The sequence below is a fragment of the Vibrio sp. BS-M-Sm-2 genome (assembly GCF_041504345.1).
Taxonomy (GTDB): Bacteria; Pseudomonadota; Gammaproteobacteria; order Enterobacterales; family Vibrionaceae; genus Vibrio; species Vibrio satsumensis.
The window spans coordinates 2,356,649-2,383,120 of the sequence record NZ_CP167894.1 but is presented as its reverse complement, the minus strand read 5'-3'; the positions used below and the strand labels follow the sequence as shown (position 1 = coordinate 2,383,120).

At 45.0% G+C, this 26,472-nt stretch carries 24 protein-coding genes, 14 tRNA genes and 3 rRNA genes; 31 read left to right on the top strand and 10 right to left on the bottom strand.

All coding sequences use genetic code 11. The annotated features are described in order from the left end of the window. Nucleotides 1–68: 68 nt before the first annotated feature. From AB8613_RS11025 to AB8613_RS10990, 8 genes are all read left to right on the top strand, one after another. On the top strand, nt 69–866 hold the full coding sequence (locus AB8613_RS11025; protein ID WP_017067802.1) for a DUF2189 domain-containing protein: 798 nt from the start codon (nt 69–71) through the stop codon (nt 864–866). Between the two features lie 80 nt (nt 867–946). Further along, nucleotides 947–1,447 (top strand): SprT family zinc-dependent metalloprotease, encoded by a 501-nt coding sequence (locus tag AB8613_RS11020; protein ID WP_285954962.1) that lies wholly within the window; start codon nt 947–949, stop codon nt 1,445–1,447. A gap of 151 nt (nt 1,448–1,598) precedes the next feature. Next, nucleotides 1,599–2,330: an endonuclease gene (locus AB8613_RS11015; RefSeq protein ID WP_050644132.1), complete on the top strand. Its 732-nt coding sequence runs from the start codon at nt 1,599–1,601 to the stop codon at nt 2,328–2,330. A 153-nt stretch (nt 2,331–2,483) separates the two neighbouring features. After that, a complete protein-coding gene (rsmE, locus tag AB8613_RS11010) occupies nt 2,484–3,215 on the top strand; it encodes a 16S rRNA (uracil(1498)-N(3))-methyltransferase (RefSeq protein WP_060982711.1) in 732 nt (243 codons plus the stop codon). Between the two features lie 9 nt (nt 3,216–3,224). After that, nucleotides 3,225–4,175 carry a glutathione synthase gene (gene gshB / locus AB8613_RS11005; RefSeq protein WP_061018824.1) on the top strand — a complete coding sequence of 317 codons (951 nt, stop codon included), beginning with the start codon at nt 3,225–3,227 and terminating at the stop codon, nt 4,173–4,175. Between the two features lie 116 nt (nt 4,176–4,291). After that, a complete protein-coding gene (locus AB8613_RS11000; RefSeq protein ID WP_048611435.1) occupies nt 4,292–4,855 on the top strand; it encodes a YqgE/AlgH family protein in 564 nt (187 codons plus the stop codon). Nucleotides 4,856–4,903: 48 nt separating this feature from the next. Next, nucleotides 4,904–5,326, top strand: a complete 423-nt coding sequence (ruvX, locus tag AB8613_RS10995; RefSeq protein WP_048659417.1) for a Holliday junction resolvase RuvX — start codon at nt 4,904–4,906, stop codon at nt 5,324–5,326. 98 nt (nt 5,327–5,424) lie between these two features. Then, complete coding sequence (locus tag AB8613_RS10990; RefSeq protein WP_186728038.1) at nt 5,425–5,583, top strand: hypothetical protein; 159 nt, start codon at nt 5,425–5,427, stop codon at nt 5,581–5,583. 70 nt (nt 5,584–5,653) lie between these two features. On the opposite strand, the gene AB8613_RS10985 is transcribed toward AB8613_RS10990, so the two are convergent. After that, nucleotides 5,654–6,763, bottom strand: coding sequence for a PilT/PilU family type 4a pilus ATPase (locus AB8613_RS10985; protein ID WP_372383818.1), 1,110 nt, complete (start codon nt 6,761–6,763; stop codon nt 5,654–5,656). A gap of 14 nt (nt 6,764–6,777) precedes the next feature. Then, nucleotides 6,778–7,815, bottom strand: a complete 1,038-nt coding sequence (locus AB8613_RS10980) for a type IV pilus twitching motility protein PilT (RefSeq protein WP_060982714.1) — start codon at nt 7,813–7,815, stop codon at nt 6,778–6,780. 26 nt (nt 7,816–7,841) lie between these two features. On the opposite strand from AB8613_RS10980, the gene AB8613_RS10975 reads away from it, so the two are divergent. The 7 genes from AB8613_RS10975 to hemW all read left to right on the top strand — a co-directional run bounded on the left by AB8613_RS10975 (nt 7,842) and on the right by hemW (nt 12,678). Then, entirely contained in the window at nt 7,842–8,546 is a 705-nt protein-coding gene (locus tag AB8613_RS10975) for a YggS family pyridoxal phosphate-dependent enzyme (RefSeq protein ID WP_146490588.1), read from the top strand. Nucleotides 8,547–8,628: 82 nt separating this feature from the next. Further along, nucleotides 8,629–9,447 (top strand): pyrroline-5-carboxylate reductase, encoded by an 819-nt coding sequence (gene proC / locus AB8613_RS10970; protein WP_146490587.1) that lies wholly within the window; start codon nt 8,629–8,631, stop codon nt 9,445–9,447. A gap of 58 nt (nt 9,448–9,505) precedes the next feature. Beyond that, nucleotides 9,506–10,063: a YggT family protein gene (locus tag AB8613_RS10965; RefSeq protein WP_017067798.1), complete on the top strand. Its 558-nt coding sequence runs from the start codon at nt 9,506–9,508 to the stop codon at nt 10,061–10,063. Between the two features lie 29 nt (nt 10,064–10,092). Next, a complete protein-coding gene (gene yggU / locus AB8613_RS10960; RefSeq protein WP_372383817.1) occupies nt 10,093–10,383 on the top strand; it encodes a DUF167 family protein YggU in 291 nt (96 codons plus the stop codon). Nucleotides 10,384–10,411: 28 nt separating this feature from the next. Next, nucleotides 10,412–10,843: a DUF4426 domain-containing protein gene (locus AB8613_RS10955; protein ID WP_372383816.1), complete on the top strand. Its 432-nt coding sequence runs from the start codon at nt 10,412–10,414 to the stop codon at nt 10,841–10,843. Between the two features lie 48 nt (nt 10,844–10,891). Next, entirely contained in the window at nt 10,892–11,491 is a 600-nt protein-coding gene (locus tag AB8613_RS10950) for an XTP/dITP diphosphatase (RefSeq protein ID WP_146490584.1), read from the top strand. Further along, the gene (hemW, locus tag AB8613_RS10945; protein ID WP_372383815.1) at nt 11,491–12,678 is read left to right on the top strand and encodes a radical SAM family heme chaperone HemW; all 1,188 of its coding nucleotides are present in this window, start codon (nt 11,491–11,493) and stop codon (nt 12,676–12,678) included. The genes AB8613_RS10950 and hemW overlap by 1 nt, the downstream gene beginning before the upstream one ends. A gap of 118 nt (nt 12,679–12,796) precedes the next feature. Here hemW and glsB read toward each other — a convergent pair whose 3' ends face one another. Further along, nucleotides 12,797–13,717 (bottom strand): glutaminase B, encoded by a 921-nt coding sequence (glsB, locus tag AB8613_RS10940; RefSeq protein ID WP_146490582.1) that lies wholly within the window; start codon nt 13,715–13,717, stop codon nt 12,797–12,799. Nucleotides 13,718–13,904: 187 nt separating this feature from the next. Then, nucleotides 13,905–14,624, bottom strand: a complete 720-nt coding sequence (trmB, locus tag AB8613_RS10935) for a tRNA (guanosine(46)-N7)-methyltransferase TrmB (protein WP_004735468.1) — start codon at nt 14,622–14,624, stop codon at nt 13,905–13,907. A 165-nt stretch (nt 14,625–14,789) separates the two neighbouring features. Here trmB and mutY point away from each other — a divergent pair, with 165 nt between their 5' ends. From mutY to AB8613_RS10855, 16 genes are all read left to right on the top strand, one after another. Further along, entirely contained in the window at nt 14,790–15,851 is a 1,062-nt protein-coding gene (gene mutY, locus AB8613_RS10930) for an A/G-specific adenine glycosylase (protein ID WP_239716691.1), read from the top strand. A 28-nt stretch (nt 15,852–15,879) separates the two neighbouring features. Continuing rightward, nucleotides 15,880–16,152 carry an oxidative damage protection protein gene (locus AB8613_RS10925; RefSeq protein ID WP_010435637.1) on the top strand — a complete coding sequence of 91 codons (273 nt, stop codon included), beginning with the start codon at nt 15,880–15,882 and terminating at the stop codon, nt 16,150–16,152. A 69-nt stretch (nt 16,153–16,221) separates the two neighbouring features. Then, entirely contained in the window at nt 16,222–17,355 is a 1,134-nt protein-coding gene (gene mltC / locus AB8613_RS10920) for a membrane-bound lytic murein transglycosylase MltC (RefSeq protein WP_060982721.1), read from the top strand. A gap of 103 nt (nt 17,356–17,458) precedes the next feature. Beyond that, nucleotides 17,459–17,534 (top strand) — tRNA-Phe (locus tag AB8613_RS10915). Between the two features lie 74 nt (nt 17,535–17,608). Further along, a tRNA-Thr gene (locus AB8613_RS10910) sits at nt 17,609–17,684 on the top strand. 7 nt (nt 17,685–17,691) lie between these two features. Further along, nucleotides 17,692–17,767, top strand: a tRNA-Phe gene (locus tag AB8613_RS10905). Between the two features lie 56 nt (nt 17,768–17,823). Then, nucleotides 17,824–17,899 (top strand) — tRNA-Asn (locus tag AB8613_RS10900). A 71-nt stretch (nt 17,900–17,970) separates the two neighbouring features. Then, nucleotides 17,971–18,046, top strand: a tRNA-Thr gene (locus AB8613_RS10895). Nucleotides 18,047–18,053: 7 nt separating this feature from the next. Then, nucleotides 18,054–18,129: transfer RNA gene (locus AB8613_RS10890), tRNA-Phe, on the top strand. A gap of 57 nt (nt 18,130–18,186) precedes the next feature. Beyond that, a tRNA-Asn gene (locus AB8613_RS10885) sits at nt 18,187–18,262 on the top strand. A 390-nt stretch (nt 18,263–18,652) separates the two neighbouring features. After that, nucleotides 18,653–20,278, top strand: a complete 1,626-nt coding sequence (locus AB8613_RS10880; protein WP_061018839.1) for a methyl-accepting chemotaxis protein — start codon at nt 18,653–18,655, stop codon at nt 20,276–20,278. Between the two features lie 235 nt (nt 20,279–20,513). Continuing rightward, nucleotides 20,514–20,589, top strand: a tRNA-Phe gene (locus AB8613_RS10875). A gap of 56 nt (nt 20,590–20,645) precedes the next feature. Further along, nucleotides 20,646–20,721: transfer RNA gene (locus AB8613_RS10870), tRNA-Thr, on the top strand. Nucleotides 20,722–20,745: 24 nt separating this feature from the next. Further along, nucleotides 20,746–20,821: transfer RNA gene (locus AB8613_RS10865), tRNA-Asn, on the top strand. A gap of 36 nt (nt 20,822–20,857) precedes the next feature. Next, nucleotides 20,858–20,933, top strand: a tRNA-Thr gene (locus tag AB8613_RS10860). A gap of 29 nt (nt 20,934–20,962) precedes the next feature. Continuing rightward, nucleotides 20,963–21,038, top strand: a tRNA-Asn gene (locus AB8613_RS10855). Nucleotides 21,039–21,383: 345 nt separating this feature from the next. Here the strand turns inward: AB8613_RS10855 and AB8613_RS10850 are convergent. The 6 genes from AB8613_RS10850 to AB8613_RS10825 form a co-directional block, all read right to left on the bottom strand. Beyond that, a complete protein-coding gene (locus tag AB8613_RS10850) occupies nt 21,384–21,779 on the bottom strand; it encodes a DUF2391 family protein (RefSeq protein WP_146491327.1) in 396 nt (131 codons plus the stop codon). A 1,104-nt stretch (nt 21,780–22,883) separates the two neighbouring features. Continuing rightward, a tRNA-Asp gene (locus tag AB8613_RS10845) sits at nt 22,884–22,960 on the bottom strand. A gap of 30 nt (nt 22,961–22,990) precedes the next feature. Then, nucleotides 22,991–23,106 (bottom strand): 5S ribosomal RNA (rrf, locus tag AB8613_RS10840). Between the two features lie 41 nt (nt 23,107–23,147). After that, nucleotides 23,148–23,224, bottom strand: a tRNA-Thr gene (locus AB8613_RS10835). 73 nt (nt 23,225–23,297) lie between these two features. Beyond that, nucleotides 23,298–23,413: ribosomal RNA gene (gene rrf / locus AB8613_RS10830) — 5S ribosomal RNA — on the bottom strand. Nucleotides 23,414–23,549: 136 nt separating this feature from the next. Continuing rightward, a 23S ribosomal RNA gene (locus tag AB8613_RS10825) occupies nt 23,550–26,443 on the bottom strand. Nucleotides 26,444–26,472 lie beyond the last annotated feature (29 nt).

The window sequence follows — 26,472 nt, the reverse complement described above, 5'->3', positions numbered from 1 at the left end:
TCTCACACAAGCCACATCGATGAGCCTTATGGAATTATAACTAGGACGTTATTTAACTAGGGGGATCTATGCCTCGTACCGCGCACCCATCCGAACTGAACGATAAAAAACACAAGGTCAGCGATAAGGATTACGCTCGCACCATTCCTTGCAACCAAATCAGTATTTCTGCACCCTTTCATTGGTTGTCGCTTGCTCTGCATGACTTAGTAAGAATGCCATTAATCAGCGCATTTTACGGATTGTGCTTTATGGGAGCGGCAATTGCGATTGTTCAACTTGTCCAATGGCAAGGAACACACTTGGTCGTAATGCCAAGCCTTATCGTGTACATGCTGATAGGGCCGTTTCTTGCTCTGGGCTTATATGACGCAGCCTGGGAAAGAGAAAAAGGCCACAACGCCAGCCTACTGCACTCGATGAAAGCCATTACTCGCAACTCCACCCACCAATGGGCCTTTGCGATTGTATTGATGGTTGCGATGATATTCTGGATGCGTATTGCTGCGTTATTGCACGCACTCTACCCTTCAGTGCAAGGTGCACCATTGGCTGAGTTCGCTCCCTTCTTAATTACGGGTTCTGTGATTGGTTTTGTTATCGCAAGCCTCATATTTAGCATCTCAGCATTTTCAATTCCGTTAATGATGGAGAGACGCGTTGATGTGATGAGTGCGATTTTCACTAGCTTTAATGCCGTGAAATCGAACATTCCTGCAATGGTGGTTTGGGCAAGTATTATTTGTGCCGGTATTTTGGTGGGTTTTGCCACCTACGGCATCGGAATGATCGTCACCATGCCGCTACTTGGTTATGGTACATGGCACGCTTATCACGAGATAATTAAGAAAAAACATCACGTGTAAAACATCGCTAGATCAACAAGCAATGTTATGATGAGGCCTTAGCTTAAACGCTGAGGCCTTTTATTTGGAGTTAACAACGTTTGTCTTACACCCCGCAACAACATCGAGCAAATAAGAAGTTGGCCGAGTGCCTAGCTATCGCTAATCAACATTTCTCCCGTGAATTCCCATGCCCAACTATCACTTACAAATTAAGAGGAAAGGCAGCGGGAAAGGCCTACCTTCAGCTTAATGAAATTAAGCTCAACCATGTACTCTTCGCCGAAAATGAAGATGCCTTCATTAACGAGGTGCTGCCTCATGAACTGGCACATCTGATCACACATCAAGTATTTGGACGAGTGAGACCTCACGGGAATGAGTGGAAATACGTAATGGAAAAGGTATTCAACGTACCAGCCAAAACAACCCACAGTTTTGAGATCACCTCTGTGCAAGGCAAGACCTTTGAATACCGCTGCAACTGCACGGTTTACCCACTTTCGATTAGACGTCACAACAAGGTATTACGTAACCAATCAAGCTACCGCTGCCAACAATGTAATCAAACCTTGGCCTTTACAGGCACACAACTCAGCTAGCACCCAATACTCGACACACGTGAGATTCAGTAACCTGCTCGTTTTTTTTCAGGAAATTGCACTCCACTGATTGGATGATTGAAATGTAATAGAGAAATCTATCACTTGAGTGCTAGACTGATGTTTATCATACTTTTATCAGTCTTTTTCTATGCAAAAACTCACCTTCAAAGCATTTGGCCTACCTGTGTCTTTTTACTTATCAATAGTATTTGGCCTACTGGTAACCCAAAGCGTTTTCGCCGCACCACCGAGCTCATTCTCCAAAGCAAAAAGAGAAGCGGTGAAGATTTATCTCGACCACCCGACTTCATTTTATTGTGGCTGTGACATTACATGGAAGGACAAAAAGAAAGGGATTCCCGACCTTGACGGCTGTGGTTATCAAGTCCGAAAACAACAAAAGCGAGCGAGTCGAATTGAGTGGGAACACGTGGTTCCAGCTTGGCAATTCGGCCACCAGCGTCAGTGCTGGCAAGATGGCGGGCGCAAGAACTGCACTCGCAATGACAAAATATTCAAGTCCATGGAAGCCGATCTCCACAACCTAACGCCAGCCATCGGTGAAGTAAATGGTGACCGTTCGAACTACAACTTCAGCCAGTGGAATGGAATGGATGGCGTGAGCTATGGCCAGTGTGAAATGCAGGTCAACTTCAAACAGCGTAAGGTTATGCCGCCAGACAGAGCAAAAGGCTCTATCGCGCGTACCTACCTTTACATGAGCCAAGAGTATGGCTTCAAGCTATCTAAGCAACAAACCAACCTGATGATGGCGTGGAACAAGCAATTTCCTGTCGACAAGTGGGAGTGTACTCGTGATGAGCGAATCTATGCCATCCAAGGTAATCACAACCCATTTGTTTACCCTGCTTGTAAATAACGTCGCTCGTACAATCAACATTCCTAACTATCTCAAACAAGAGTTTCAGAATTGCCCCTGAAACTCTTGCTCTACCCTTGTTTTTTCAACTAAAAGCATCCATGTTAGGCAGAGACAAAATACCCAAATGAACATATTTATAGGTTTACCAACATGAGAATCCCTCGTATCCATCACCCAGAACGCATTCATCAGTTAGGTTCACTCGCTTTAGGCGAAGATGCCGCGGGTCATGTTGGTCGTGTCCTTCGCATGAAAGAAGGCCAAGAAGTCCTTCTATTTGACGGCAGTGGCGCTGAATTCCCTGCGACGATAGCTGAAGTATCAAAGAAAAATGTCACCGTTAATGTTTCTGAACGCATCGAGCGCAGCAGCGAATCTCCGTTAGACTTACATTTAGGCCAAGTGATTTCACGTGGCGATAAAATGGAGTTCACGATTCAGAAATCGGTTGAGCTTGGTGTGAACACCATTACCCCTCTAATTTCTGAGCGCTGTGGTGTTAAGCTTGATACAAAACGCTTCGAGAAAAAACTCGCACAGTGGCAAAAGATTGCTATCGCGGCATGTGAACAGTGTGGCCGCAATACGGTTCCTGTCATTCGCCCAATCATGCAACTTGAAGAGTGGTGCAGCGAACCAAGTGAAGCACTAAAGCTAAACCTGCACCCTCGTGCAAAATACTCGATTAACACCCTTCCGGAACCCATCAACAAGGTGCGCCTACTGATTGGTCCTGAAGGTGGACTGTCCGCTGAAGAAATCGGCATGACAGAACAATATAAATTTGAAGAGACACTACTCGGCCCACGTGTACTTCGTACCGAGACAGCTGCTCTAACCGCAATTACTGCCTTACAAGTCCGTTTTGGCGATCTAGGCTAGGAGAAAGAAATGATCAAACTTGGCATCGTAATGGATCCAATTTCATCCATTAACATCAAAAAAGACTCTAGCTTTGCCATGATGCTTGAAGCTCAGCGTCGTGGTTATGAAATCCATTACATGGAAATGGATGATCTACACTTAGATCAAGGCGTAGCCATTGCTGACACTAAGGTTGTAGAACTAAAAGAAGATCCAAACGGTTGGTACGAATTCAAGTCAGAGCAGACAATCGCGCTATCTGATTTAGATGCAGTATTGATGCGTAAAGATCCTCCGTTTGATACTGAGTACATTTACGCGACCTACATTCTTGAGCGTGCTGAAGAAAACGGCGCACTGATCGTAAACAAGCCACAAAGCCTACGTGACTGTAACGAAAAGTTGTTCACGGCTTGGTTTCCAGAGCTAACACCAACTACCATCGTGACTCGTAAAGCTGAAAAGATTAAAGAGTTTCGTGAGAAGCATGGTGACGTGATCCTAAAACCACTTGATGGTATGGGTGGTGCATCTATCTTCCGCGTGAAGGAAGGCGATCCAAACGTATCTGTGATTATTGAAACACTGACGAACCACGGTCAAAACTACGCAATGGCACAAACCTTTGTTCCTGACATCAGCAATGGTGATAAGCGTATTCTTGTAGTTGACGGTGAGCCAATGCCTTACTGCCTAGCTCGTATTCCAGCTAAAGGGGAAACTCGCGGCAACCTAGCAGCTGGCGGTACAGGTGAAGCTCGTCCGCTAAGTGAAACAGACTGGGCTATCGCACGAGCAGTCGCTCCTTCACTAAAAGAGAAAGGCTTAATCTTTGTAGGACTTGATGTTATCGGTGACAAGCTAACAGAAATTAACGTGACTAGTCCTACTTGTATCCGTGAAATTGAAGCTGCTTTTGATATTTCGGTAACAGGTAAATTAATGGACGCTATCGAGCGTCGCATTAACGCTAAATAGCCTAAACTAAAGAAAGCCTTAGCTATTCGCAAACACGAAGTAAATAGGCACAGAATCAATGAGCGGCTTAACGCCGCTCTTTTTCCTTTACTGGGAACACACTGGCAGGAGGCTCTATGAATTTAACGAACCACTTTCTGGTTGCTATGCCCGGAATGAAAGACCCCTACTTTCAAAATTCGGTAATTTACCTTTGTGAACACAACGACGAAGGTGCGATGGGCTTAATGATCAACGCCCCTATTGATGTGACTGTCGGAAGCATGCTTAAACAAGTTGAGGTTGATTCTGAGCAGCCGAAATCCAACCAAGCAAGTCTTGATAAGCCAGTATTGAACGGTGGGCCGGTCGCAGAAGACCGTGGGTTTATTTTGCACAAACCTAAAGGCAGCTATCAATCCAGCATCAACATGACAGATCAAATCTCGGTAACAACCTCAAAAGATATCTTGATGGTGCTGGGCACAGAAGATGAGCCGATGAATTATTTAGTCGCACTTGGGTATGCAGGATGGGAACCGGGACAACTGGAAACCGAACTTACCGAGAACTCATGGTTAACCGTTGAAGCCGACCCGAAGGTCATCTTCGATACACCGATTTCTGACCGCTGGAAAGTCGCCGTGCAGATGTTAGGCATTAATGCGGCTCAGCTTTCAGCTGACGCTGGTCACGCCTAGCTCAAATCAGTATATAAACTCTCAAACACAGATTAATTGGGAAACCCCATGTCACGAACAATTATGGCATTTGACTACGGAACAAAAAGTATCGGTAGTGCGATAGGACAAGAAATCACGGGCACCGCAAGCCCTCTAAAAGCCTTTAAAGCCAAAGATGGCATCCCCAACTGGGACGATATTGAAAAGCAAATAAAAGAGTGGCAGCCGAACCTTATTGTAGTTGGCCTTCCTACCGACCTTCATGGTAAAGATCTAGCAACCATCACACCTAGAGCAAAGAAGTTTGCCAACCGCCTAAAAGGGCGCTTTGGTGTCGATGTTGAACTGCATGATGAGAGATTATCAACCGCAGAAGCAAGAGCTGACCTTTTTGACATGGGTGGCTATAAAGCATTAAGTAAGGGTAATGTGGACAATCAGTCCGCTGTTGTTATTCTAGAAAGTTGGTTTGAAGCACAATATTCTTAACGAAAATTAAGTGAGCAAAAATTGAACTAATTTGTGATCCCGCGCGAATTTCACGTCGTAATGTCGATGCAATTCAAAATCAGAACGTGGGAGTTCAAATGAAAATTTTTCTAGCAATCTTCGCCGCTCTAACCATTTCAGCATGCAGTTCAATGGGTGGTTCAGCGGGTTACACTGGCGAACAATATCCAACTAAAATTAAATTAGAGAAAGAGCGTGGCTACTCGAACGACAACAACCGTTTTGCTAATCACTAATTTATTCACTTTACAAAAAACCCGCATCTTAAGCGGGTTTTTTATTTGCACCAGACACTAGGCATTCAACCTAACCCATGTCTATCTTTACCCCGGCCAAAGCACCAGTCTCGTAGTCATCATCTCCACGTCTGGTTTTTAGCATCAAACGTAAGTCATTAGCAGAGTCAGCACTGTGAAACGCATCCTCTTCGCTGATCTTACCTGCTACAACTAAATCATACAAAGCTTGATCAAAGGTCTGCATACCAATCTCTTTCGATTTCGCCATTGTTGCTTTTAGCTCGTGCAGTTCACCGCGACGAATCAAGTCAGACACTCGGGGGCTGTTAAGTAAAATCTCAAACACACCATGACGCCCGCTGCCATTCTTATCACGGATGAGTTGCTGAGCGACGACACCACGTAGGTTCATCGACAGATCAAACAAAAACTGTTCTTTCTGCTCTTTCGGCACCAAGTGGAGAATACGCTCTAACGCTTGGTTAGCGTTATTGGCGTGCAAGGTTGCCATACACAAGTGACCAGTCTCAGCAAAAGTCATCGCGTATTCCATGGTCTCACGGCTACGAATTTCACCAATCAAAATCATATCTGGTGCTTGGCGTAACGAGTTCTTAAGCGCAACTTCATAGCTCTCAGTGTCAAGTCCAACCTCACGTTGCGTCACGATGCACTTTTTATGTTCGTGGACAAATTCAATAGGGTCTTCAACCGTCAATATATGACCGGAACGATTGGTGTTACGATAGCCTGTCATTGCAGCCATTGAGGTCGATTTACCAGAGCCAGTCGCCCCAACCACCAGCACAAGTCCGCGCTTAGCAATTGAAAGGTCCTGTAGTACATCAGGAAGCTTTAATTGCTCAAAGGTTGGGATGTTAGTCTCGATGCGTCGAATGACCGCTCCTGGTAGCTCTCGCTGAAAAAACGCACTGACACGAAAACGACCAAAATCACGCACAATAGCAAAGTTAGCCTCACGCGTTTGCTGATATTCATCGCGTCGATCTTGATCCATCATCGCGTCAAGCAACTGTCCGACCTGAGCCGAATTCAGCTTATCTCCTTGAGGTCGCAATTCACCATCAACACGAAAAAGGATAGGCGCATCAACGGTGATATAAAGATCCGATGCTTTTTGAGACAGCATCCCTTCAAGGATTTGATTCAATTCCATTTTGTTCACCTTGATTAAAACATTGAGGTTTCAATTTCGATCTTTCTCTCGACCTCTTCCGAATCAACCAAGCCTTGAGCCATTAGCTGCTTCGCATTTTGCTCCATGGTTTGCATACCATGTGCTGCACCCGTTTGAATGATCGAATACATCTGAGCAACCTTGTCTTCACGAATCAGGTTTCGGATCGCAGGTGTCGCCATCATGATTTCATGACACGCGATACGACCGCCACCAACACGCTTTAGCAGCTTCTGAGCAATCACAGAGCGCAACGACTCGGACAGCATTGAACGCACCATGTCTTTGTCGCTACCCGGGAATACATCGATAATACGGTCTATAGTTTTAGCCGCGGAGCTGGTATGCAAAGTACCAAAAACCAAGTGACCAGTTTCTGCTGCGGTTAGCGCTAAGCTAATGGTCTCTTGGTCACGAAGCTCACCCACAAGAATAACGTCTGGGTCTTCACGTAACGCGCTGCGCAGCGCTGCTTTAAAGCTGTGAGTATCACGATGAACTTCACGCTGGTTAACAAGGCATTTATTGTTGGTATGAACGAATTCAATTGGGTCTTCGATCGTCAGGATGTGTTTATTGTGGTTGCGGTTTACGTAATCAACCATCGCTGCGAGAGTCGTCGATTTACCAGAACCAGTAGGGCCAGTGACAAGCACTAAACCTTTTTCGTAGTTAGCAATCTTTTCAAAGATCTCAGGTGCACCTAACTGATCTAAAGTTGGGATCTCTACAGGGATTGTTCGAAAGACAGCTGAGCAACCACGTGCTTGGTTAAAAGCATTCACACGGAAACGGCCAACATTGGGTAATTCAAAAGAGAAGTCGACTTCCAATTTTTCTTCAAACTCACCGCGTTGTGAATCGCTCATGATCTCAAAAACCAAACGATGCACATCAGCATGACTCAAAGCTGGGATTCCAAGCTTCCTTACTTCACCATCTATACGTACCATTGGAGATACACCCGCAGAAAGATGTAGATCTGACGCGTTATGCTTTACACTAAAATCTAGTAACTCAGTGATATCCATTTATTTTCCCTTAAGTAAAGTCAGCTATGAGTAGTATTCAACAAAATATCGAACAAATCACCTCACAGATTCGCAGTGCTGAGCAAAAGTGCGGACGAGCTCCAGACTCCGTGCAACTTTTAGCCGTCAGCAAAACTAAACCTATTGATGCAATTCTAGAAGCCGCACTTGGAGGCCAAGTTGCCTTTGGTGAAAACTATGTTCAAGAAGGTGTTGATAAAGTAAAACACTTTTCAGAACAACATTCTAACCTAAATTTAGAGTGGCATTTTATTGGTCCAATTCAATCCAATAAAACCCGCCCAATCGCGGAAAGCTTCCAATGGGTGCATTCCATCGATCGCGATAAGATCGCACAAAGGCTTAATGATCAACGTCCAAGCGAACTTCCACCTTTGCAAGTTTTGATTCAGGTAAACACCAGTGGTGAAGAGTCGAAGTCTGGAACGTCAGAAGAGACAGTTTTTGCACTCGCGGAGTTGATTTCATCGCTCCCCAACCTCACTTTAAGAGGATTGATGTCGATTCCTGCAAACGTATCTGACTATCAATCTCAGCTTAATGCATTTTCTCAACTGGCAGAGCTTAAAGACAAGCTAGCCGCGAAGTATTCAGACATTGATACCCTTTCGATGGGGATGAGTGGTGATATGGATGCAGCAGTTGAGGCTGGTAGCACAATGGTTCGCATTGGAACGGCTATTTTCGGCGCTCGTGATTACGCGAAATAGCCGTTGTAAGTAACCAACGATAAGTACAAGTATTGATACCGCTTCGCCTTATCCGCGCAGCGACACGCTCAGGATTTTATATATGGAACATAAGAACATCGCCTTTATTGGGGCGGGAAACATGGTTCGCTCAATTGTAGCGGGCTTGGTAGCGAGTGGTTACCCAGCGCAAAAGATTACTGCTACAGCACCTTCAGAAACCAGAAGGCTGCCGTTAGAACAAGAATACGGCATCAATACCACCAGCGATAATATTACAGCAGCAGAGCAAGCAGACGTTGTGGTGTTATCAGTGAAACCACAAATGATGGCTAATGTATGTAACCCCTTACAAGATATCGACTTCAGTAACAAACTGGTTATCTCCATTGCCGCGGGTATTAGTGCGAATCGACTCAATGAGATGTTAAACTGCCAACTGAACCTTGTACGTGTGATGCCAAACACGCCATCACTGCTTGGTAAAGGGATGAGCGGTCTTTATGCTGATTCAACGGTCAGCCAAGATGATAAAGACTTCGCTTCTCAACTAATGCAAGCTGTAGGTGAGGTAAGCTGGGTTGAACAAGAGTCTGGCATCAACAGCATCATTGCGGCGGCGGGGAGTGCTCCAGCTTACTTCTTCCTGTTTATGGAAGCGATGCAAGCAGAAGCGGTCAACCAAGGCTTCGACCAAGAAACCGCTCGTAAATTAGTTCAGCAGTCTGCATTAGGCGCGGCAGAGATGGTGGTAGCGAATCCAAATACTGAATTATCTACACTGCGTGAACAAGTGACATCAAAAGGCGGCACGACCGCAGAAGCACTGCGCACGTTTAACGAACATCAACTATCAGACATCGTAGCAAAAGCCATGCAAGCGGCGGTTGCTCGAGCTGAAGAGATGGAAAAACTGTTTTAAGCATTTTGTCGCTTCAATTTATACCTAAGCGACAAGTAAATCCGAAAAAGGAAACAATATGAACTCGATGAGCTTTCTGATCTCGACCGTTTTTGATCTTTACATCATGGTTGTGATCTTGCGTATCTGGCTACAAGCATCACGTGCAGATTTCTACAACCCATTCTCACAATTCATCGTAAAAGCGACACAACCGGTTGTTGCCCCACTACGCCGAGTTATTCCATCAATTGGCAGCCTTGATCTGGCGACGGTTGTTTTTGCTTATGTGCTGTGTGTACTTAAGTTCGTTGCTCTAAACCTTATTATCTCTGGCGGCGCTGCCGTTTTCGATATTAGCTTCCTTATCTTTGGCGCACTTTCTCTGCTCAAAGCGGCTGGTGGTTTAATTTTCTGGGTTCTACTTATCCGTGCAATCCTAAGTTGGGTAAGCCAAGGTCGTAGCCCAATCGAGTACGTGTTCCATCAACTGACTGAGCCAATGCTAGTACCTATCCGCCGTATCCTTCCAGACATGGGTGGTTTCGACCTAAGCGTGTTGGTTCTGTTCATTGTTCTGCAATTTGCGAACTTCCTAATGGGCGACATGATTGGTCCTATTTGGTATCAGCTATAATTCAAGTACGAACATTAGGTACTTTGACGATGCCAAAAGCAGTTTGGGCCGAAGAAGAAGATATTATTCTTAGGCTCTATATCCAACCCAAAGCAAGCCGAGACAAGATTGTTGGCTTGCACGGTGAGGAACTCAAAATTGCCATTACTGCTCCACCAGTAGATGGCAAAGCCAATGCCCACTTAGCGAAATACCTAGCGAAACAATTTAAGGTCGCTAAAGGGCAAATTAAGATAGAAAAGGGAGAACTCGGTCGGCATAAGCAAGTTCGAATATGCTCGCCAAGCCAAATCCCAACCGAAGTCAAAGCCATCCTATGATGGCTTTTTGCTATTTATTGGAGTCACTATGCGTCTATGGATTACAGCACTACTCACCTCTCTTGTTGCCCTACCAAGTTCAGCAGGACAATTTAAAAACATTAAGGATGTCGAAGTTCACTACTCGGCTTTTAACTCGACATTTCTAACGGCTCAGGTAGCTAAGCAATACAAGCTTAAGCGAAATGGCTACTCAGCGATTCTGAACATCAGCGTGTTAGACAAAGCTTCCCTTGGCAAGCCTGCAACAACCGCTAAAATCACGGGAACAGCGAAGAACCTTGTAGGTAACACTCGCACGCTTAACTTCCGCGAGATAAAGGAAGGTGATGCGATTTATTACCTAGCTGAGTTCCCTGTAACACACGAAGAAAACATCACTTTTAATATCGATGTTAACGCAGGTTTGAAAGGCACAGGACCACTGCGCTTCACACAAAAATTCTATATAGAAGAGTAGCTTCAACCGTCACTTTTCTGTTCACTAACTTATTAGAGCCACATACCCATGAGTAAGATTGTTTTAGCCACAGGCAACCAAGGTAAAGTTCGCGAGATGGCAGATATTCTGTCTGAGTTTGGTTTTGACGTTGTCGCACAAAGTGAGTTTAACGTTTCAGAAGTCGCTGAAACAGGAACAACTTTCATTGAAAACGCCATCATCAAGGCTCGCCATGCTGCGAAAGAGACAGGGCTGCCAGCGATTGCTGACGACTCAGGTTTAGAGGTTGATTTCCTTAAGGGTGCTCCGGGCATCTACTCAGCGCGCTACTCAGGTGAAGGGGCTACGGATAAGCAAAACATTGAAAAACTGCTTGATGCCATGCAAGGTGTGGAAACTGAAAAGCGTACCGCTCGTTTCCACTGTGTGTTGGTACTCATGCGTCACGAAAACGATCCAACACCATTGGTGTGTCACGGTAAATGGGAAGGTCGTATTCTGACGGAAGAGCACGGTGAGAATGGCTTTGGCTACGATCCTGTATTCTTTGTACCAGAAGATAACTGTGCATCTGCTGAACTCGAATCTACACGTAAAAAGCAGCTTTCACACCGCGGTAAAGCCCTTGCTTCACTATTCGAAGCAATCAAAGAGCAAGCTCTGTAATGCACGATACAGCGCTTATACCACCAGCACTTAGTCTCTATGTACACATCCCATGGTGTGTACAAAAGTGTCCATATTGTGATTTCAACTCACACGCTCTTAAAGCCGAGATTCCTGAAAAAGAATACATTGATGCTCTGCTTGAGGATCTCGATACTGATATCGAGAAATACCAACTCAATGACGCACCTCGTCCACTGCACTCGATCTTTATTGGTGGTGGTACTCCGAGCCTATTCTCTCCAGAAGGAATTGGTCGATTGCTGCAAGGTATTGAACAACGCATCCCGTTCAAACCGGAAATCGAGATAACCATGGAAGCCAACCCTGGCACCATTGAAGCTGAGCGTTTTGCTGGTTATCAAAAAGCAGGGGTTAGTCGAATCTCGGTGGGCGTGCAAAGTTTTGAGCAAGAGAGACTGGAAAGACTTGGCCGTATTCATGGGCAAGATGAAGCGGTTAACGCCGCTCATTTAGCACATAAAATAGGATTAAATAGCTTCAACCTAGATCTAATGCACGGCTTACCGGATCAAAGCATTGATCAGGCCTTGGCTGATTTGGACAAAGCGATCGAGCTCGATCCTCCACATTTGTCTTGGTATCAGCTAACAATAGAACCTAACACCATGTTCTATTACAAAACGCCAAAGCTACCTGACGATGATGACCTTTGGGATATTTTCGACTTGGGTCATAAGAAACTCGCAGACGCAGGCTATGTGCAGTACGAAATTTCAGGCTACAGCAAGCCCGGCTATCAGTGTCAGCATAACCTTAACTATTGGCGCTTTGGCGACTACCTAGGTATTGGCTGTGGCTCTCATGGCAAGCTAAGCTTTGCTGATGGTCGCATTGTTCGCACGACTAAGATTAAACACCCTAGAGGCTATTTAGCGGCTTACCAGAACATGGTGAAGCCTTACCTATCTGATGAGTTTGAAGTGCCAAATGAAGACCGCCCTTTTGAATTCTTTATGAACCGCTTTAGGTTAATGGAAGCGTGTCCAAAACAAGATTTCGTTGATACAACGGGGCTTGATTTTGACGCTGTCCATTCAACGATTGAGTGGGCAAAAGAGCTAGGTTACTTGAATGAAACCGACACGCACTGGCAGATCACAGAAAAAGGGAAGCTATTCCTCAACGATTTGCTGGAAGCCTTTATGGCAGAAGAAGACGAATAGATTCGAGATTTATTGTGTAAGGGTTGGCTTTAGAGTCAACCCTTTTTGTTTTATGAACCCCTCTCGAAACGAAGCGCTCTATAGGACGAAATCTGTACTCGCATCTCGCACCTTTCTTCTAGAAAATAGAACGACCAATTCGCTCTGAAAGCAATTCCAACGCTTTAGTACCAGCAAGAGAGTTACCAGAAGGATCAAGCTCTGGAGACCATACAGCAATTGTCATCTCTCCCGGAACGATAGCGATAATACCGCCACCCACACCCGACTTACCCGGCATACCAACACGATAAGCAAACTCACCAGCTCCATCGTACAAACCACAAGTTGCAAGCAAAGCATTCAACTGCTTAGTTTGAACAGATGTGATGATCTCTTTCTTGGTTTGAACCGACACACCTTTGTTCGCCAAATAGCTAAAGGTTTTCGCCAAATCTACACACGTCATTTTAAGTGCACAAGCATGGAAGTAATTGTTGAGTACCGGAATAACATCGTTCTCAAAATTACCAAATGAACGCATCAAATAAGCAATGGCAGCATTACGATCGCTGTGCATCATTTCTGACGCCGCTACCACCTTGTCATACACAATATGAGTATCACCCGATAGCTGACGCACAAACTCTAATAAACGATGTCTCGGTGCTGACAGGCGGCTTTGTAGTAGATCAGCTACGACAATAGCACCCGCATTGATGAACGGGTTACGGGGGATACCATGTTCCATCTCAAGCTGAATCATAGAGTTAAAGGCTTGGCCAGAAGGCTCTTTGCCTACGCGTTGCCAAATTTCTTCAGGCTTATATAACACCATAGCTAAGGTCAGGCTCAAGGCTTTAGAGATGGATTGCACAGAAAAGGCTTCCTCTGCATCACCCGCTTGAATCACCTCACCTTCGTTTGTGTATACTGCAATCGCCAGTTTCTGGTTCGATACGCGTGCCAATGCAGGGATATAATCAGCGACCTTTCCCTGACCAATTAAGGGACGAACTTCGTCTAAGATCTCGGCCAAAATAGCTTGAGTTGGTTTCATGTGCGCTTACTTCTATATTGTTATTTTTGTAGGGGTGTAACGTTACTTTCTGTCCTTAAGCCTTTATAGCAATAAAAGCCTAAGGACAAAAAAGCCAACATTACAATAATGTTGGCTTTAATCAATCCCATAAAGTGTAGGGGTTAAATCCTAAGTCGGACTGCCCTTCACTTAATTTGATTCGGAGTTACTTAGTACGCTTGAACTTAATGTCCCAAACACCATGGCCTAAACGGTGGCCACGCGCTTCAAACTTAGTTAGTGGGCGCTCATCCGGACGAGGAATGTAATCACCATCTTCAGCGATGTTCTCGAAGCCTGGAGCTACGTTCATCACTTCAATCATATGTTCTGCGTAGTTTTCCCAGTCTGTTGCCATGTGGAAAATACCAGTATCAAGTTGAAGCTTACCGCGAACCATCTCTGCAAACTCAGCCTTAACGATACGACGTTTATGGTGACGAGCCTTGTGCCATGGGTCAGGGAAGAACAGTTGCAGTGTATGCAGGCTGCTATCTGGAATCATGTGTTCAAATACTTCTACAGCATCGTGACACATTACACGCAGGTTAGTTACGCCAGCATCGCGAGCTGTACCTAAACACGCACCAACACCCGGGCTATGAACTTCAATACCTAAGAAATTTTTCTCAGGTGCGTTCTTTGCCATTTCAACCAGTGATGCACCCATACCGAAGCCAATCTCTAGTACAACCGGGTTATCGTTGCCAAATACTTCTTTCCAGTTAAGAAGCTCTGGGTTGTAGTCGATACCCATTGTTGGCCAACATTCGTTCATCGCGTTCTCTTGGCCTTTTGTTAAGCGGCCTTCGCGGCGAACAAAACTACGGATCTTACGAACCAGTTTGCCGTCTTCAGTATATTCGTTAGTGGTCACTTCACTCATTGATTTTTGCCTGCACATTGATTAATCAAAGCGGGGATTATCCAAAGAATTGCCTCCGGTGCAAGTCTTTCCGTGGATAAATTCCCACACAATTTGTCTGTTTTACATCCAACGTTAAGTGTGGTGCAATTTCGCTTCTAATAATAGCAAAGCATAGAGCATGTCGTGACTCCTTTCGCAACCGCCATATTAAAATGGTATGACGCCTACGGGCGTAAAGAATTACCTTGGCAACAAAACAAAACCGCCTACACCGTTTGGCTATCTGAAATCATGCTTCAACAGACTCAAGTCGCCACGGTGATCCCATACTACCAGCGCTTCTTAGAACGCTTTCCAACGGTTATCGACCTAGCGAACGCCGAACAAGATGAGGTGCTCCACTTATGGACAGGGCTTGGTTATTACGCACGAGCTCGCAATCTACATAAAGCAGCCAAGATCGTTGCTGAGCAGTATGGTGGTGAATTTCCGCTTTCTATCGAAGAGATGAACGCGCTACCGGGAATAGGTCGCTCAACTGCAGCTGCAGTGCTGTCTTCCGTTCATAAGCTCCCTCATGCGATTCTTGATGGCAATGTAAAACGAACGCTTGCGAGAAGCTTTGCCGTTGAGGGTTGGCCGGGGCAAAAGAAAGTCGAGAACCAGCTTTGGGAATATGCCGAAGCACATACTCCGAAGAAAGATGTCGATAAGTACAACCAAGCAATGATGGACATGGGCGCGATGGTTTGTACCCGTAGCAAGCCTAAATGTACTCTGTGCCCGATTGAAAGCATGTGTGAAGCCAAGAAACTTGATAGACAACTCGATTTCCCGGGCAAGAAACCTAAGAAAGAAAAACCAGTAAAAGAAACATGGTTTGTGATTCTGTACCACGACAACCAAGTGTGGCTCGAACAGCGTCCTCAGTCTGGTATCTGGGGTGGATTGTTTTGTTTCCCTCAAAATGAAAACGCAGAGATCGAACATCAACTAGATCTTCGTTCGGTCAAAGACACTGAAACAAATTCGATAAAGACCATGATTGCGTTTAGGCACACTTTCAGCCACTACCACTTAGATATCACGCCAGTATTGGTGAAATTAGATAAACAACCAGATTTGATAATGGAAGGGACTAAAGGTCTCTGGTATAACTTATCAAAACCGGAAGAAATTGGCCTAGCTGCTCCAGTAAAGCTGCTTATTGAGAGCCTACCCTTTGAACTGAACGACGACGTTTGAATCAACGAACGCGATAAGAGGAACCACTATGAGCCGCACTGTATTTTGTGCTCGCCTTCAAAAAGATGCTGAAGGCCTAGATTTTCAACTTTACCCAGGTGACTTAGGTAAGCGTATCTTTGACAACGTGTCTAAAGAAGCTTGGGGACAATGGCAAAGCAAGCAAACCATGCTTATCAATGAAAAGAAGCTAAACATGATGGATCCTGAGCATCGTAAACTTCTTGAAACTGAGATGGTTAACTTCCTTTTCGAAGGTAAAGATGTCGTAATTGATGGCTATACTCCACCAAGCGAATAAGACATTTATTTAAGCAATTTTTAATGACATCATGGTTAACGCTGCGATGTCATTTTTGTATGAGGAACTATGAAAAAGCTAAGTTACTTCCTAACAGCCATGTTATTAACTGGCTGCAGCCGTGAATTTGTCGAAAGCATTTATGATGTGAATTACGAGCCGACCAACCGATTTGTAAGTAATTTGGCGGAGCTACCCGGTCAATTTGAAAAAGACACGGGTGCCCTAGATTCCTTGATTAATAGCTTTTCTGGTAACATCCAAAAGCGTTGGGGCAGCAGTGAAGTAAAGATGGCAGGTAAAAGTAACTATGTGAAATACATAGACAATTACCTAAGCCGTTCCGAAGTTAACTTTAGCAAAGGCCTGATAACGGTAGAAACCGTCTCCTCTACTGAGCCTAAAAAACACCTCAAAAACGCGATCATGACAACGCTTTTGACGCCAGATGATCCGGCGCATGTTGACCTATTCTCTTCCAAAAGCATCAAGTTAGAAGGTAAGCCTTTCCTCTACAATCAAGTTGTTGACCAAGATAAAAAGCCCATTCAATGGACATGGCGCGCCAACCAGTTCGCTGATTACCTGATCGCTAACAACCTAAAAACCAAAGAAGTCGACTTTAAAAAATCCTACTACGTTGAGATCCCAATGGTGGCCGATCACGCCAGTCAGCGTAGTTATCAATACGCCGACATCGTTCGACGAGCATCTCAACGTTATGACATTCCTGAAGACTTGATCTACGCGATTATCAAAACAGAAAGTAGTTTCAACCCCTACGCAGTGAGCTGGGCGAATGCATACGGTCTTATGCAGGTGGTACCTAAAACCGCAGGTCGAGATGTCTTTAAGTTAGTAAAGAACAAGCCAGGAGAGCCCAGCCCTGAGTATTTATTCAATCCAGAAAACAACATTGATGCTGGTACCGCATACTTTTACATACTCAAAAATCGTTATTTGAAAGATGTAAAACACCCGACAACGCTCGAGTACAGTATGATTTCAGCATACAACGGCGGCACTGGTGGCGTGCTCAATACCTTCAGTAAGGACAGAAAACGAGCAATGCGAGACTTAAACTCGCTGCAACCTAGCCAAGCGTATTGGGCACTTACTAAGAAACACCCAAACAAAGAGTCGCGCCGATACTTAGAAAAAGTAACAAAATTCAAGAAAGATTTTAACCAAGGCAAAACGTAAGCCTCACTTTTGAATAAAAAAACAACTAACGAACGTTTTTTTTAATTATTTTCAAAAAAGGTGTTGACGGTTATGCAGAAAATCCGTTTAATAGCGCTCCGTTGCCCGGATAGCTCAGTCGGTAGAGCAGAGGATTGAAAATCCTCGTGTCGGTGGTTCGATTCCGCCTCCGGGCACCACAATTTGATTTGTTGGTGTCGAAACTCTTTAACAGGGAGTAGCAACACGGACAAAAGCATAAAGAATTTAGTGTGCCGACTTAGCTCAGTAGGTAGAGCAACTGACTTGTAATCAGTAGGTCACCAGTTCGACTCCGGTAGTCGGCACCATTCTTTTGCCTCGATAGCTCAGTCGGTAGAGCAGCGGATTGAAAATCCGCGTGTCGGTGGTTCGATTCCGCCTCGAGGCACCATTATTTGGTACTTAACAAATAATGGTCTTTATAGACCTGATGTTGAGACAAGTAATTCCCCTTTAGTTCAGTTGGTAGAACGGCGGACTGTTAATCCGTATGTCGCAAGTTCAAGTCTTGCAAGGGGAGCCATTTTTAAAGAACTTCATTTTACATGAGGTTTTAGTTGAAGAGTTTAACTCTTTAAGCAAAGAATTTAGTGTGCCGACTTAGCTCAGTAGGTAGAGCAACTGACTTGTAATCAGTAGGTCACCAGTTCGACTCCGGTAGTCGGCACCATTCTTTTGCCTCGATAGCTCAGTCGGTAGAGCAGCGGATTGAAAATCCGCGTGTCGGTGGTTCGATTCCGCCTCGAGGCACCATTATTTGGTGCTTAACAAATAATGGTCTTTTTAAGACCTGATGTTGACACAAATAATTCCCCTTTAGTTCAGTTGGTAGAACGGCGGACTGTTAATCCGTATGTCGCAAGTTCAAGTCTTGCAAGGGGAGCCACATTCAAGAAAGCCAAGTCGAAAGACTTGGCTTTTTTTCGTTTGAACAAAAGCAAACTCTATTCAATATACACATTAGCCCAACATTAGCTCTTAATCAGTCCCGATAAATTAAGTTATATCCTTCCAATACTCTGACTAAAGTAGCTGATTCTAAGTTCTATAAAGCATCTCTATTTAAATGGAACCAACGCCTCCCAAAAGTTATCCCCCCTTAATTCCGTAAACCGTCATATCAAAACAAACAGAATCCCATTTCATTACTTTTTTTCTTCGAAAATTTAATCTCTATCATGTTTTGATATCTTTCTAATATCTGCCCTACACGACTTAGATTAAGATTCGATGAACTATACCTAATACTAATTATTGAATCGCTGCGCGGGGAAACATGAAACTAAAAACGCAAGCTTACTTATTATCGGGCATCATCTTGATCGCCCTGCTAGCACTGACGGCTACTGGTTTATGGACATTGAGAGTCGCGAGCAACATGGACAACAAAGCTCGCGTGACCGAGCTATTTAAGAGTGCATACAGCATCCTTACTGAAGTCGAAAAAATGGCGATTGATGGCACTCTAGAAGAAGAGCAAGCTAAGCAACTAGCTACTCGCCTTCTACGTAACAACATCTATAAAGATAATGAATATGTTTACGTAGCCGATGAAAACATGACGTTTGTCGCGACACCATTAGATCCTCAATTACACGGAACCAGCTTTAACGACTTTAAAGATGGCAACGGGAATAGTGTTGGTCAGCTAATCCAAAGAGTACTTGGTAATCGTACTGGCCAGATCATTGAGTACACCTGGACACAAAAACTGCCAGATGGAACGATTGAAGAAAAACTTTCTATAGCAGAGAAAACACCACATTGGGGCTGGGTTGTCGGCACAGGTATCGGGTTCAATGAAGTTAACGCTCGTTTCTGGTCTACCGCTCAATGGCAGCTGTTCCTTTGTGTCGTGATTGCTGGTCTTATTCTATCGAGCCTAATTGTATCTATTAAACGCATGCTAGCGCTTCTTGGTGGCGAACCTAAAGATGTAAGAGAAGCTGTACAAGCCGTAGCACAAGGTCGAATTCAAACCTCTTTCGAAACTCAGGCGACAGACGGCAGTATTTACCACGCCGTACAACAAATGAGTAAGTCACTGGCTGAGTTGGTATCAAACCTGGACGCTTCAATGCTAGCATTAAGGGGAGAACTGCAGCGCGTAGAAGACCGTGCTGGATCAATTGCTCAATTGACAGAGACCCAACAGCAATCAACAGAGATGATCGCGACAGCAATGACCGAGATGGCCTCTTCAGCCAATAACGTTGCTGATTCAGCTAGCGATACCGCGCGCAACACCGACGAGGCCGATAAACAGAGCCAGCATACCCAGCAACTGATTCACAACACAGTAGACAACATTCAAGGCCTAGCAGGCCAACTAGGCACAGCAAGTGAAGCTGTCGCTAACCTAGATAACGATGTAAACAACATTGCGAAAGTATTGGATGTGATTGGTGATATAGCGGAACAAACTAACCTGTTGGCACTTAACGCAGCCATTGAAGCAGCTCGAGCTGGCGAACAAGGCCGTGGATTTGCGGTTGTAGCAGATGAGGTTCGTAACCTTGCAGGTCGAACACAATCAAGCACCAAAGAAATTCAGTTAATGATTAATAACCTTCAAGACGGATCTCGCAACGCAATTCAAACTATGGAAGTTTGTGCTGCGACCAGTGAAAGCACCGTAACAGAGTCTCAAAACGCCTCTGAAGCACTACAACAGATTGTTGTCGCATTAGAGTCGATTTCATCAATGAGTCATCAAATCGCAACAGCGGCCGCTGAGCAGACTCAGGTGAGCGATGATATATCGAAGCGTATCAACATGATCGAAGAGAGCGGCAACCAACTGAGCAATGTCGTGACAGAAAGTCATAACAGTACCCAAACTCTCGCCTCCCTTTCTAATGAATTAGAAGCTTGGGTTAATAGGTTTGAAGTAAAACACTAAACTCTCTAGAAATTTTTCAAATAAAAAAGCACGTTTTCATACGTGCTTTTTTTATTTCGGCGCCCATTCAGTGTAGTTAACCGTAGTTTTACTATCTATTAGGGCATGCTAGACCTAGGTTTTTCACCCCAAATGAGCAAAAACAACCCACTAAGTATAGAAAAACATCAAACAATACTTTTTTTGCAATTTAATGTTGACCCAGAACGCGAAAACACGTTTAATACACCTCGTCGCCCGGATAGCTCAGTCGGTAGAGCAGAGGATTGAAAATCCTCGTGTCGGTGGTTCGATTCCGCCTCCGGGCACCACAATTTATTTGTTGGTGTCCTAGACAACAACAGTAAAGCACAAAGAAATATCATGTGCCGACTTAGCTCAGTAGGTAGAGCAACTGACTTGTAATCAGTAGGTCACCAGTTCGACTCCGGTAGTCGGCACCATTTCTTTAAAGCTTTAAGAATAATTCCCCTTTAGTTCAGTTGGTAGAACGGCGGACTGTTAATCCGTATGTCGCAAGTTCAAGTCTTGCAAGGGGAGCCAAGTTAATCATCAAGCATAAGCTTTTTGATTCATGATGCCGACTTAGCTCAGTAGGTAGAGCAACTGACTTGTAATCAGTAGGTCACCAGTTCGATTCCGGTAGTCGGCACCATTCTCTTGATTAGAGACTAAACAATCAATTCCCCTTTAGTTCAGTTGGTAGAACGGCGGACTGTTAATCCGTATGTCGCAAGTTCAAGTCTTGCAAGGGGAGCCAATTAAAAGAAGCCGCATCATTGATGCGGCTTTTTTGCATCTAAAGATCCTAACTTGTCAATACAACTACCTTCACATTTCAAATATCATATTCAATTCAGAAACCAACCGTTTTTATATCCATCCAAAGCTATAAACCTTCGGTACTTAACTCTCTTCAAAATCGCCCAACAATAAACGACACATTCACATAAGAGTCACTCATAGTACGTTACTACTCATTTTGTTATAGAGAAGATCAGTTGAAAAAAATCAATGCTAAGCCTGGAAATAAAAAAGCTAAATAACGAATCAAATAGGCGCTAGAAAAGCTCTGTAAGGCGCTTCAATCCAAATGATAAACAAGTCACTCTTTATCAAAACTATCCACTACAATAGCCCCCATAGAGGCTGGCATTGAAATAACAATCACTCTTTTGAACGATACAACTGGATCACTCAACAGAGGTAATTTGTCCAAGCAAGTCAGTACCAAAGCAACGACCAATGCCGTCATAACATAAGCAATCACTATTCTAAAAATAAACACCGGCAACCGTGTAACAACATCTTTTTGAAAGACATTCTCATACGTATAGAAGCCTAAGAACACCGAAGACAGTAAAAATAACAGCAATAGATTAGCGGTAGGTAAAGTCTCCCCTAACTTCCAAGCCTCTTCAGAAAAAGAAATTGGCACGGCCAAAGCAAAAGATCCCACAAAGATCTGGCTCGCATCTTCAAAGTTAAAACTCAATTTCATAGTTCGACCCATTAGGTTTAAGGCTTTATCTATTTCTTAAAATAATCACAATACTATCCGCCGATGACTTGGGGGATTTTCTATTCTTACTAAGCAAACAGTAATGACCCTTCTAATTTCATATTAGTCGCAATAACTAAAACATGGCTTGAACTAACCAGCAAGAAATCAATATGCTCAGAGCAAAGCGGTCAAACAACTAATTCATATCCAGTCAAATCGAAGAGAGGCCTGTAAACATCCTAAGATACCAACGCCTAAAACCAGAAAATCTCAAGCTGTTGGGTGATAAACATCACTGCACGAATACGAGGGATACTCTATTTCTTACATATCTGTCCAACAGCACTTTGGCACACAACCTAGCGCCTCTCACCTTCAAACTGAATCTAGACCACCTCCCCCTTTGAAATGCTTCGAACAAGACGCTTAATATCATATAGAGTGGTTTTAGCTCAATGCATAACCAATAGGATGAAGTCGACTAATTAAGGGCTATAGCGTTCTTAGCAGAAACATCCATGATAGATTCCTAATTACACATCAGAAATCCCCTCTAGACTCACAGATAAACAGAAGTCAGGTTTCGTAGCGAAGGGCTGTTAACTAATACTTGAAGTACACAAACATCTACAAACTCAAGGCACGTAGGATGAGTTGTAAGGCTTGTATAGTTTCAGATATTGAAATGGATACACTGAACATTAACCTAACTTACAACGTCGCATAGCTCGAGTATTTGAGTACTAAGCTTAAAGCTATATGCGTTTGAAACGCATGCTCGTTTCAAATCACAACTGGTGTTCAAAAAGACAAATGAAAAGACTCTAATCGTAGAGTTAGACTTTCTAATAAATTACAGAGTAATGGGAACACGTTGACTAGGAGTCATGAGTTACGCGCAAATCTTGTGTAAAAGTCATTCAATGGAAGGGCGAAACACTATAATTTAGATGCAAAAAAGCCCCGCTATTTCTAGCGAGGCTTCTTATAAATGGCAGAGGGCCTGGGGTCGCAGGCGAGTGGGGCTCGTTGGTCAAAGACAAAATTATCGACATCCAGAAACGACGAAAGCCTAGTCATAAGACTAGGCTTTCTAATAAGTGGCGGAGTGGACGGGACTCGAACCCGCGACCCCCGGCGTGACAGGCCGGTATTCTAACCAACTGAACTACCACTCCGCAGTGTCTATTCAGCTTAAAGCAATTTGAGCCTGACGATGTCCTACTCTCACATGGGGAAGCCCCACACTACCATCGGCGCTATTGTGTTTCACTTCTGAGTTCGGCATGGAATCAGGTGGGTCCACAATGCTATGGTCGTCAAACAAATTCTGTTGTTAACTTGAATAATCAAATCAACTAAATATGGTGCTGATACCCAGACTCGAACTGGGGACCTCACCCTTACCAAGGGTGCGCTCTACCGGGCTGAGCTATATCAGCAATTCAAGAACCGTTTAAAAACGACTCTGAAAACTTTTTGTCTTCACTTTTTAAAAGTGAAAATAAATTTGGTGCCTGGCGATGTCCTACTCTCACATGGGGAAGCCCCACACTACCATCGGCGCTATTGTGTTTCACTTCTGAGTTCGGCATGGAATCAGGTGGGTCCACAATGCTATGGTCGCCAAGCAAATTTTGCTTTTACTTTCAGCTTTTTAAAAACTGAAGGCAAAATAATCTGGAAAGCTTATCTAAAAGTTATTCTCTTCAAACTCATTCAAGCGTTTGGTATTTCTTTGAGTCCACAAAACCCCTTGGGTGTTGTATGGTTAAGCCTCACGGGCAATTAGTACAGGTTAGCTCAATGCCTCGCAGCACTTACACACCCTGCCTATCAACGTCGTAGTCTACGACAACCCTTTAGGACACTTATAGCGCCAGGGAAAACTCATCTCAAGGCTCGCTTCCCGCTTAGATGCTTTCAGCGGTTATCGATTCCGAACTTAGCTACCGGGCAATGCCATTGGCATGACAACCCGAACACCAGAGGTTCGTCCACTCCGGTCCTCTCGTACTAGGAGCAGCCCCTTTCAATTTTCCAACGCCCACGGCAGATAGGGACCGAACTGTCTCACGACGTTCTAAACCCAGCTCGCGTACCACTTTAAATGGCGAACAGCCATACCCTTGGGACCGACTTCAGCCCCAGGATGTGATGAGCCGACATCGAGGTGCCAAACACCGCCGTCGATATGAACTCTTGGGCGGTATCAGCCTGTTATCCCCGGAGTACCTTTTATCCGTTGAGCGATGGCCCTTCCATTCAGAACCACCGGATCACTATGACCTGCTTTCGCACCTGCTCGAATTGTCATTCTCGCAGTCAAGCGGGCTTATGCCATTGCACTAACCACACGATGTCCAACCGTGTTTAGCCCACCTTCGTGCTCCTCCGTTACTCTTTGGGAGGAGACCGCCCCAGTCAAACTACCCACCAGGCACTGTCCGTAATCCCGATTCAGGGACCAACGTTAGAACATCAAAACTACAAGGGTGGTATTTCAAGGACGACTCCACCACATCTAGCGACGCGGTTTCAAAGTCTCCCACCTATCCTACACATGTAGGTTCAATGTTCAGTGCCAAGCTGTAGTAAAGGTTCACGGGGTCTTTCCGTCTAGCCGCGGGTACACTGCATCTTCACAGCGATTTCAATTTCACTGAGTCTCGGGTGGAGACAGCGTGGCCATCATTACGCCATTCGTGCAGGTCGGAACTTACCCGACAAGGAATTTCGCTACCTTAGGACCGTTATAGTTACGGCCGCCGTTTACCGGGGCTTCGATCAAGAGCTTCGACCGAAGTCTAACCCCATCAATTAACCTTCCGGCACCGGGCAGGCGTCACACCGTATACGTCATCTTACGATTTTGCACAGTGCTGTGTTTTTAATAAACAGTTGCAGCCACCTGGTATCTGCGACTCTCGTCTGCTCCATCCGCAAGGGACTTCACTGATAAGAGCGTACCTTCTCCCGAAGTTACGGTACCATTTTGCCTAGTTCCTTCACCCGAGTTCTCTCAAGCGCCTTGGTATTCTCTACCCGACCACCTGTGTCGGTTTGGGGTACGATTCCTTACAATCTGAAGCTTAGAGGCTTTTCCTGGAAGCATGGCATCAATGACTTCACTACCGTAGTAGCTCGACATCGTATCTCAGCGTTAGTAGCGGTCCGGATTTACCTAAACCACCCGCCTACGTACTTGAACCTGGACAACCGTCGCCAGGCCCACCTAGCCTTCTCCGTCCCCCCATCGCAATTGTAAGAAGTACGGGAATATTAACCCGTTTCCCATCGACTACGCCTTTCGGCCTCGCCTTAGGAGTCGACTTACCCTGCCCCGATTAACGTTGGACAGGAACCCTTGGTCTTCCGGCGAGGGAGTTTTTCACTCCCTTTATCGTTACTCATGTCAGCATTCGCACTTCTGATACCTCCAGCAGCCCTTACAGACCACCTTCAACGGCTTACAGAACGCTCCCCTACCCCACATACCCTAAGGTACGTAGCCGCAGCTTCGGTGTATAGCTTAGCCCCGTTACATCTTCCGCGCAGGCCGACTCGACCAGTGAGCTATTACGCTTTCTTTAAATGATGGCTGCTTCTAAGCCAACATCCTGGCTGTCTGAGCCTTCCCACATCGTTTCCCACTTAGCTATACTTTGGGACCTTAGCTGGCGGTCTGGGTTGTTTCCCTCTCCACGACGGACGTTAGCACCCGCCGTGTGTCTCCCGGATAGTACTTACTGGTATTCGGAGTTTGCAAAGGGTTGGTAAGTCGGGATGACCCCCTAGCCTTAACAGTGCTCTACCCCCAGTAGTATTCGTCCGAGGCGCTACCTAAATAGCTTTCGGGGAGAACCAGCTATCTCCAGGTTTGATTGGCCTTTCACCCCTAGCCACAAGTCATCCGCTAATTTTTCAACATTAGTCGGTTCGGTCCTCCAGTTGATGTTACTCAACCTTCAACCTGCCCATGGCTAGATCACCTGGTTTCGGGTCTAATCCTAGCAACTGTACGCCCAGTTAAGACTCGGTTTCCCTACGGCTCCCCTAAACGGTTAACCTTGCTACTAAAATTAAGTCGCTGACCCATTATACAAAAGGTACGCAGTCACACCACGAAGGTGCTCCTACTGCTTGTACGTACACGGTTTCAGGTTCTATTTCACTCCCCTCACAGGGGTTCTTTTCGCCTTTCCCTCACGGTACTGGTTCACTATCGGTCAGTCAGTAGTATTTAGCCTTGGAGGATGGTCCCCCCATATTCAGACAGGATATCACGTGTCCCGCCCTACTCGTTTTCACTGATGATGAGATGTCGATTACGGGGCTATCACCCTTTACTGCGGCACTTTCCAGAGCCTTCATCTGTCTCATTAAAAGCTTAAGGGCTAATCCAATTTCGCTCGCCGCTACTTTCGGAATCTCGGTTGATTTCTCTTCCTCGGGGTACTTAGATGTTTCAGTTCCCCCGGTTTGCCTCCTGTTGCTATGTATTCACAACAGGATACTTACTTATGTAAGTGGGTTTCCCCATTCAGGAATCCCAGACTCAAAAGGTTATTACTACCTAATCTGGGCTTATCGCAAGTTATTACGCCTTTCATCGCCTCTGACTGCCAAGGCATCCACCGTGTACGCTTAGTCACTTAACCATACAACCCGAAAGGGTTTCTATTTGATT

Coding starts and splice junctions, on each gene's coding strand:
- AB8613_RS11025 (WP_017067802.1), top strand. CDS start 69: ATGCCTCGTACCGCGCACCCATCCGAACTGAACGATAAAAAACACAAG.
- AB8613_RS11015 (WP_050644132.1), top strand. CDS start 1,599: ATGCAAAAACTCACCTTCAAAGCATTTGGCCTACCTGTGTCTTTTTAC.
- rsmE (WP_060982711.1), top strand. CDS start 2,484: ATGAGAATCCCTCGTATCCATCACCCAGAACGCATTCATCAGTTAGGT.
- gshB (WP_061018824.1), top strand. CDS start 3,225: ATGATCAAACTTGGCATCGTAATGGATCCAATTTCATCCATTAACATC.
- AB8613_RS11000 (WP_048611435.1), top strand. CDS start 4,292: ATGAATTTAACGAACCACTTTCTGGTTGCTATGCCCGGAATGAAAGAC.
- ruvX (WP_048659417.1), top strand. CDS start 4,904: ATGTCACGAACAATTATGGCATTTGACTACGGAACAAAAAGTATCGGT.
- AB8613_RS10990 (WP_186728038.1), top strand. CDS start 5,425: ATGAAAATTTTTCTAGCAATCTTCGCCGCTCTAACCATTTCAGCATGC.
- AB8613_RS10985 (WP_372383818.1), bottom strand. CDS start 6,763: ATGGAATTGAATCAAATCCTTGAAGGGATGCTGTCTCAAAAAGCATCG.
- AB8613_RS10980 (WP_060982714.1), bottom strand. CDS start 7,815: ATGGATATCACTGAGTTACTAGATTTTAGTGTAAAGCATAACGCGTCA.
- AB8613_RS10975 (WP_146490588.1), top strand. CDS start 7,842: ATGAGTAGTATTCAACAAAATATCGAACAAATCACCTCACAGATTCGC.
- proC (WP_146490587.1), top strand. CDS start 8,629: ATGGAACATAAGAACATCGCCTTTATTGGGGCGGGAAACATGGTTCGC.
- AB8613_RS10965 (WP_017067798.1), top strand. CDS start 9,506: ATGAACTCGATGAGCTTTCTGATCTCGACCGTTTTTGATCTTTACATC.
- yggU (WP_372383817.1), top strand. CDS start 10,093: ATGCCAAAAGCAGTTTGGGCCGAAGAAGAAGATATTATTCTTAGGCTC.
- AB8613_RS10955 (WP_372383816.1), top strand. CDS start 10,412: ATGCGTCTATGGATTACAGCACTACTCACCTCTCTTGTTGCCCTACCA.
- AB8613_RS10950 (WP_146490584.1), top strand. CDS start 10,892: ATGAGTAAGATTGTTTTAGCCACAGGCAACCAAGGTAAAGTTCGCGAG.
- hemW (WP_372383815.1), top strand. CDS start 11,491: ATGCACGATACAGCGCTTATACCACCAGCACTTAGTCTCTATGTACAC.
- glsB (WP_146490582.1), bottom strand. CDS start 13,717: ATGAAACCAACTCAAGCTATTTTGGCCGAGATCTTAGACGAAGTTCGT.
- trmB (WP_004735468.1), bottom strand. CDS start 14,624: ATGAGTGAAGTGACCACTAACGAATATACTGAAGACGGCAAACTGGTT.
- AB8613_RS10925 (WP_010435637.1), top strand. CDS start 15,880: ATGAGCCGCACTGTATTTTGTGCTCGCCTTCAAAAAGATGCTGAAGGC.
- mltC (WP_060982721.1), top strand. CDS start 16,222: ATGAAAAAGCTAAGTTACTTCCTAACAGCCATGTTATTAACTGGCTGC.
- AB8613_RS10880 (WP_061018839.1), top strand. CDS start 18,653: ATGAAACTAAAAACGCAAGCTTACTTATTATCGGGCATCATCTTGATC.
- AB8613_RS10850 (WP_146491327.1), bottom strand. CDS start 21,779: ATGAAATTGAGTTTTAACTTTGAAGATGCGAGCCAGATCTTTGTGGGA.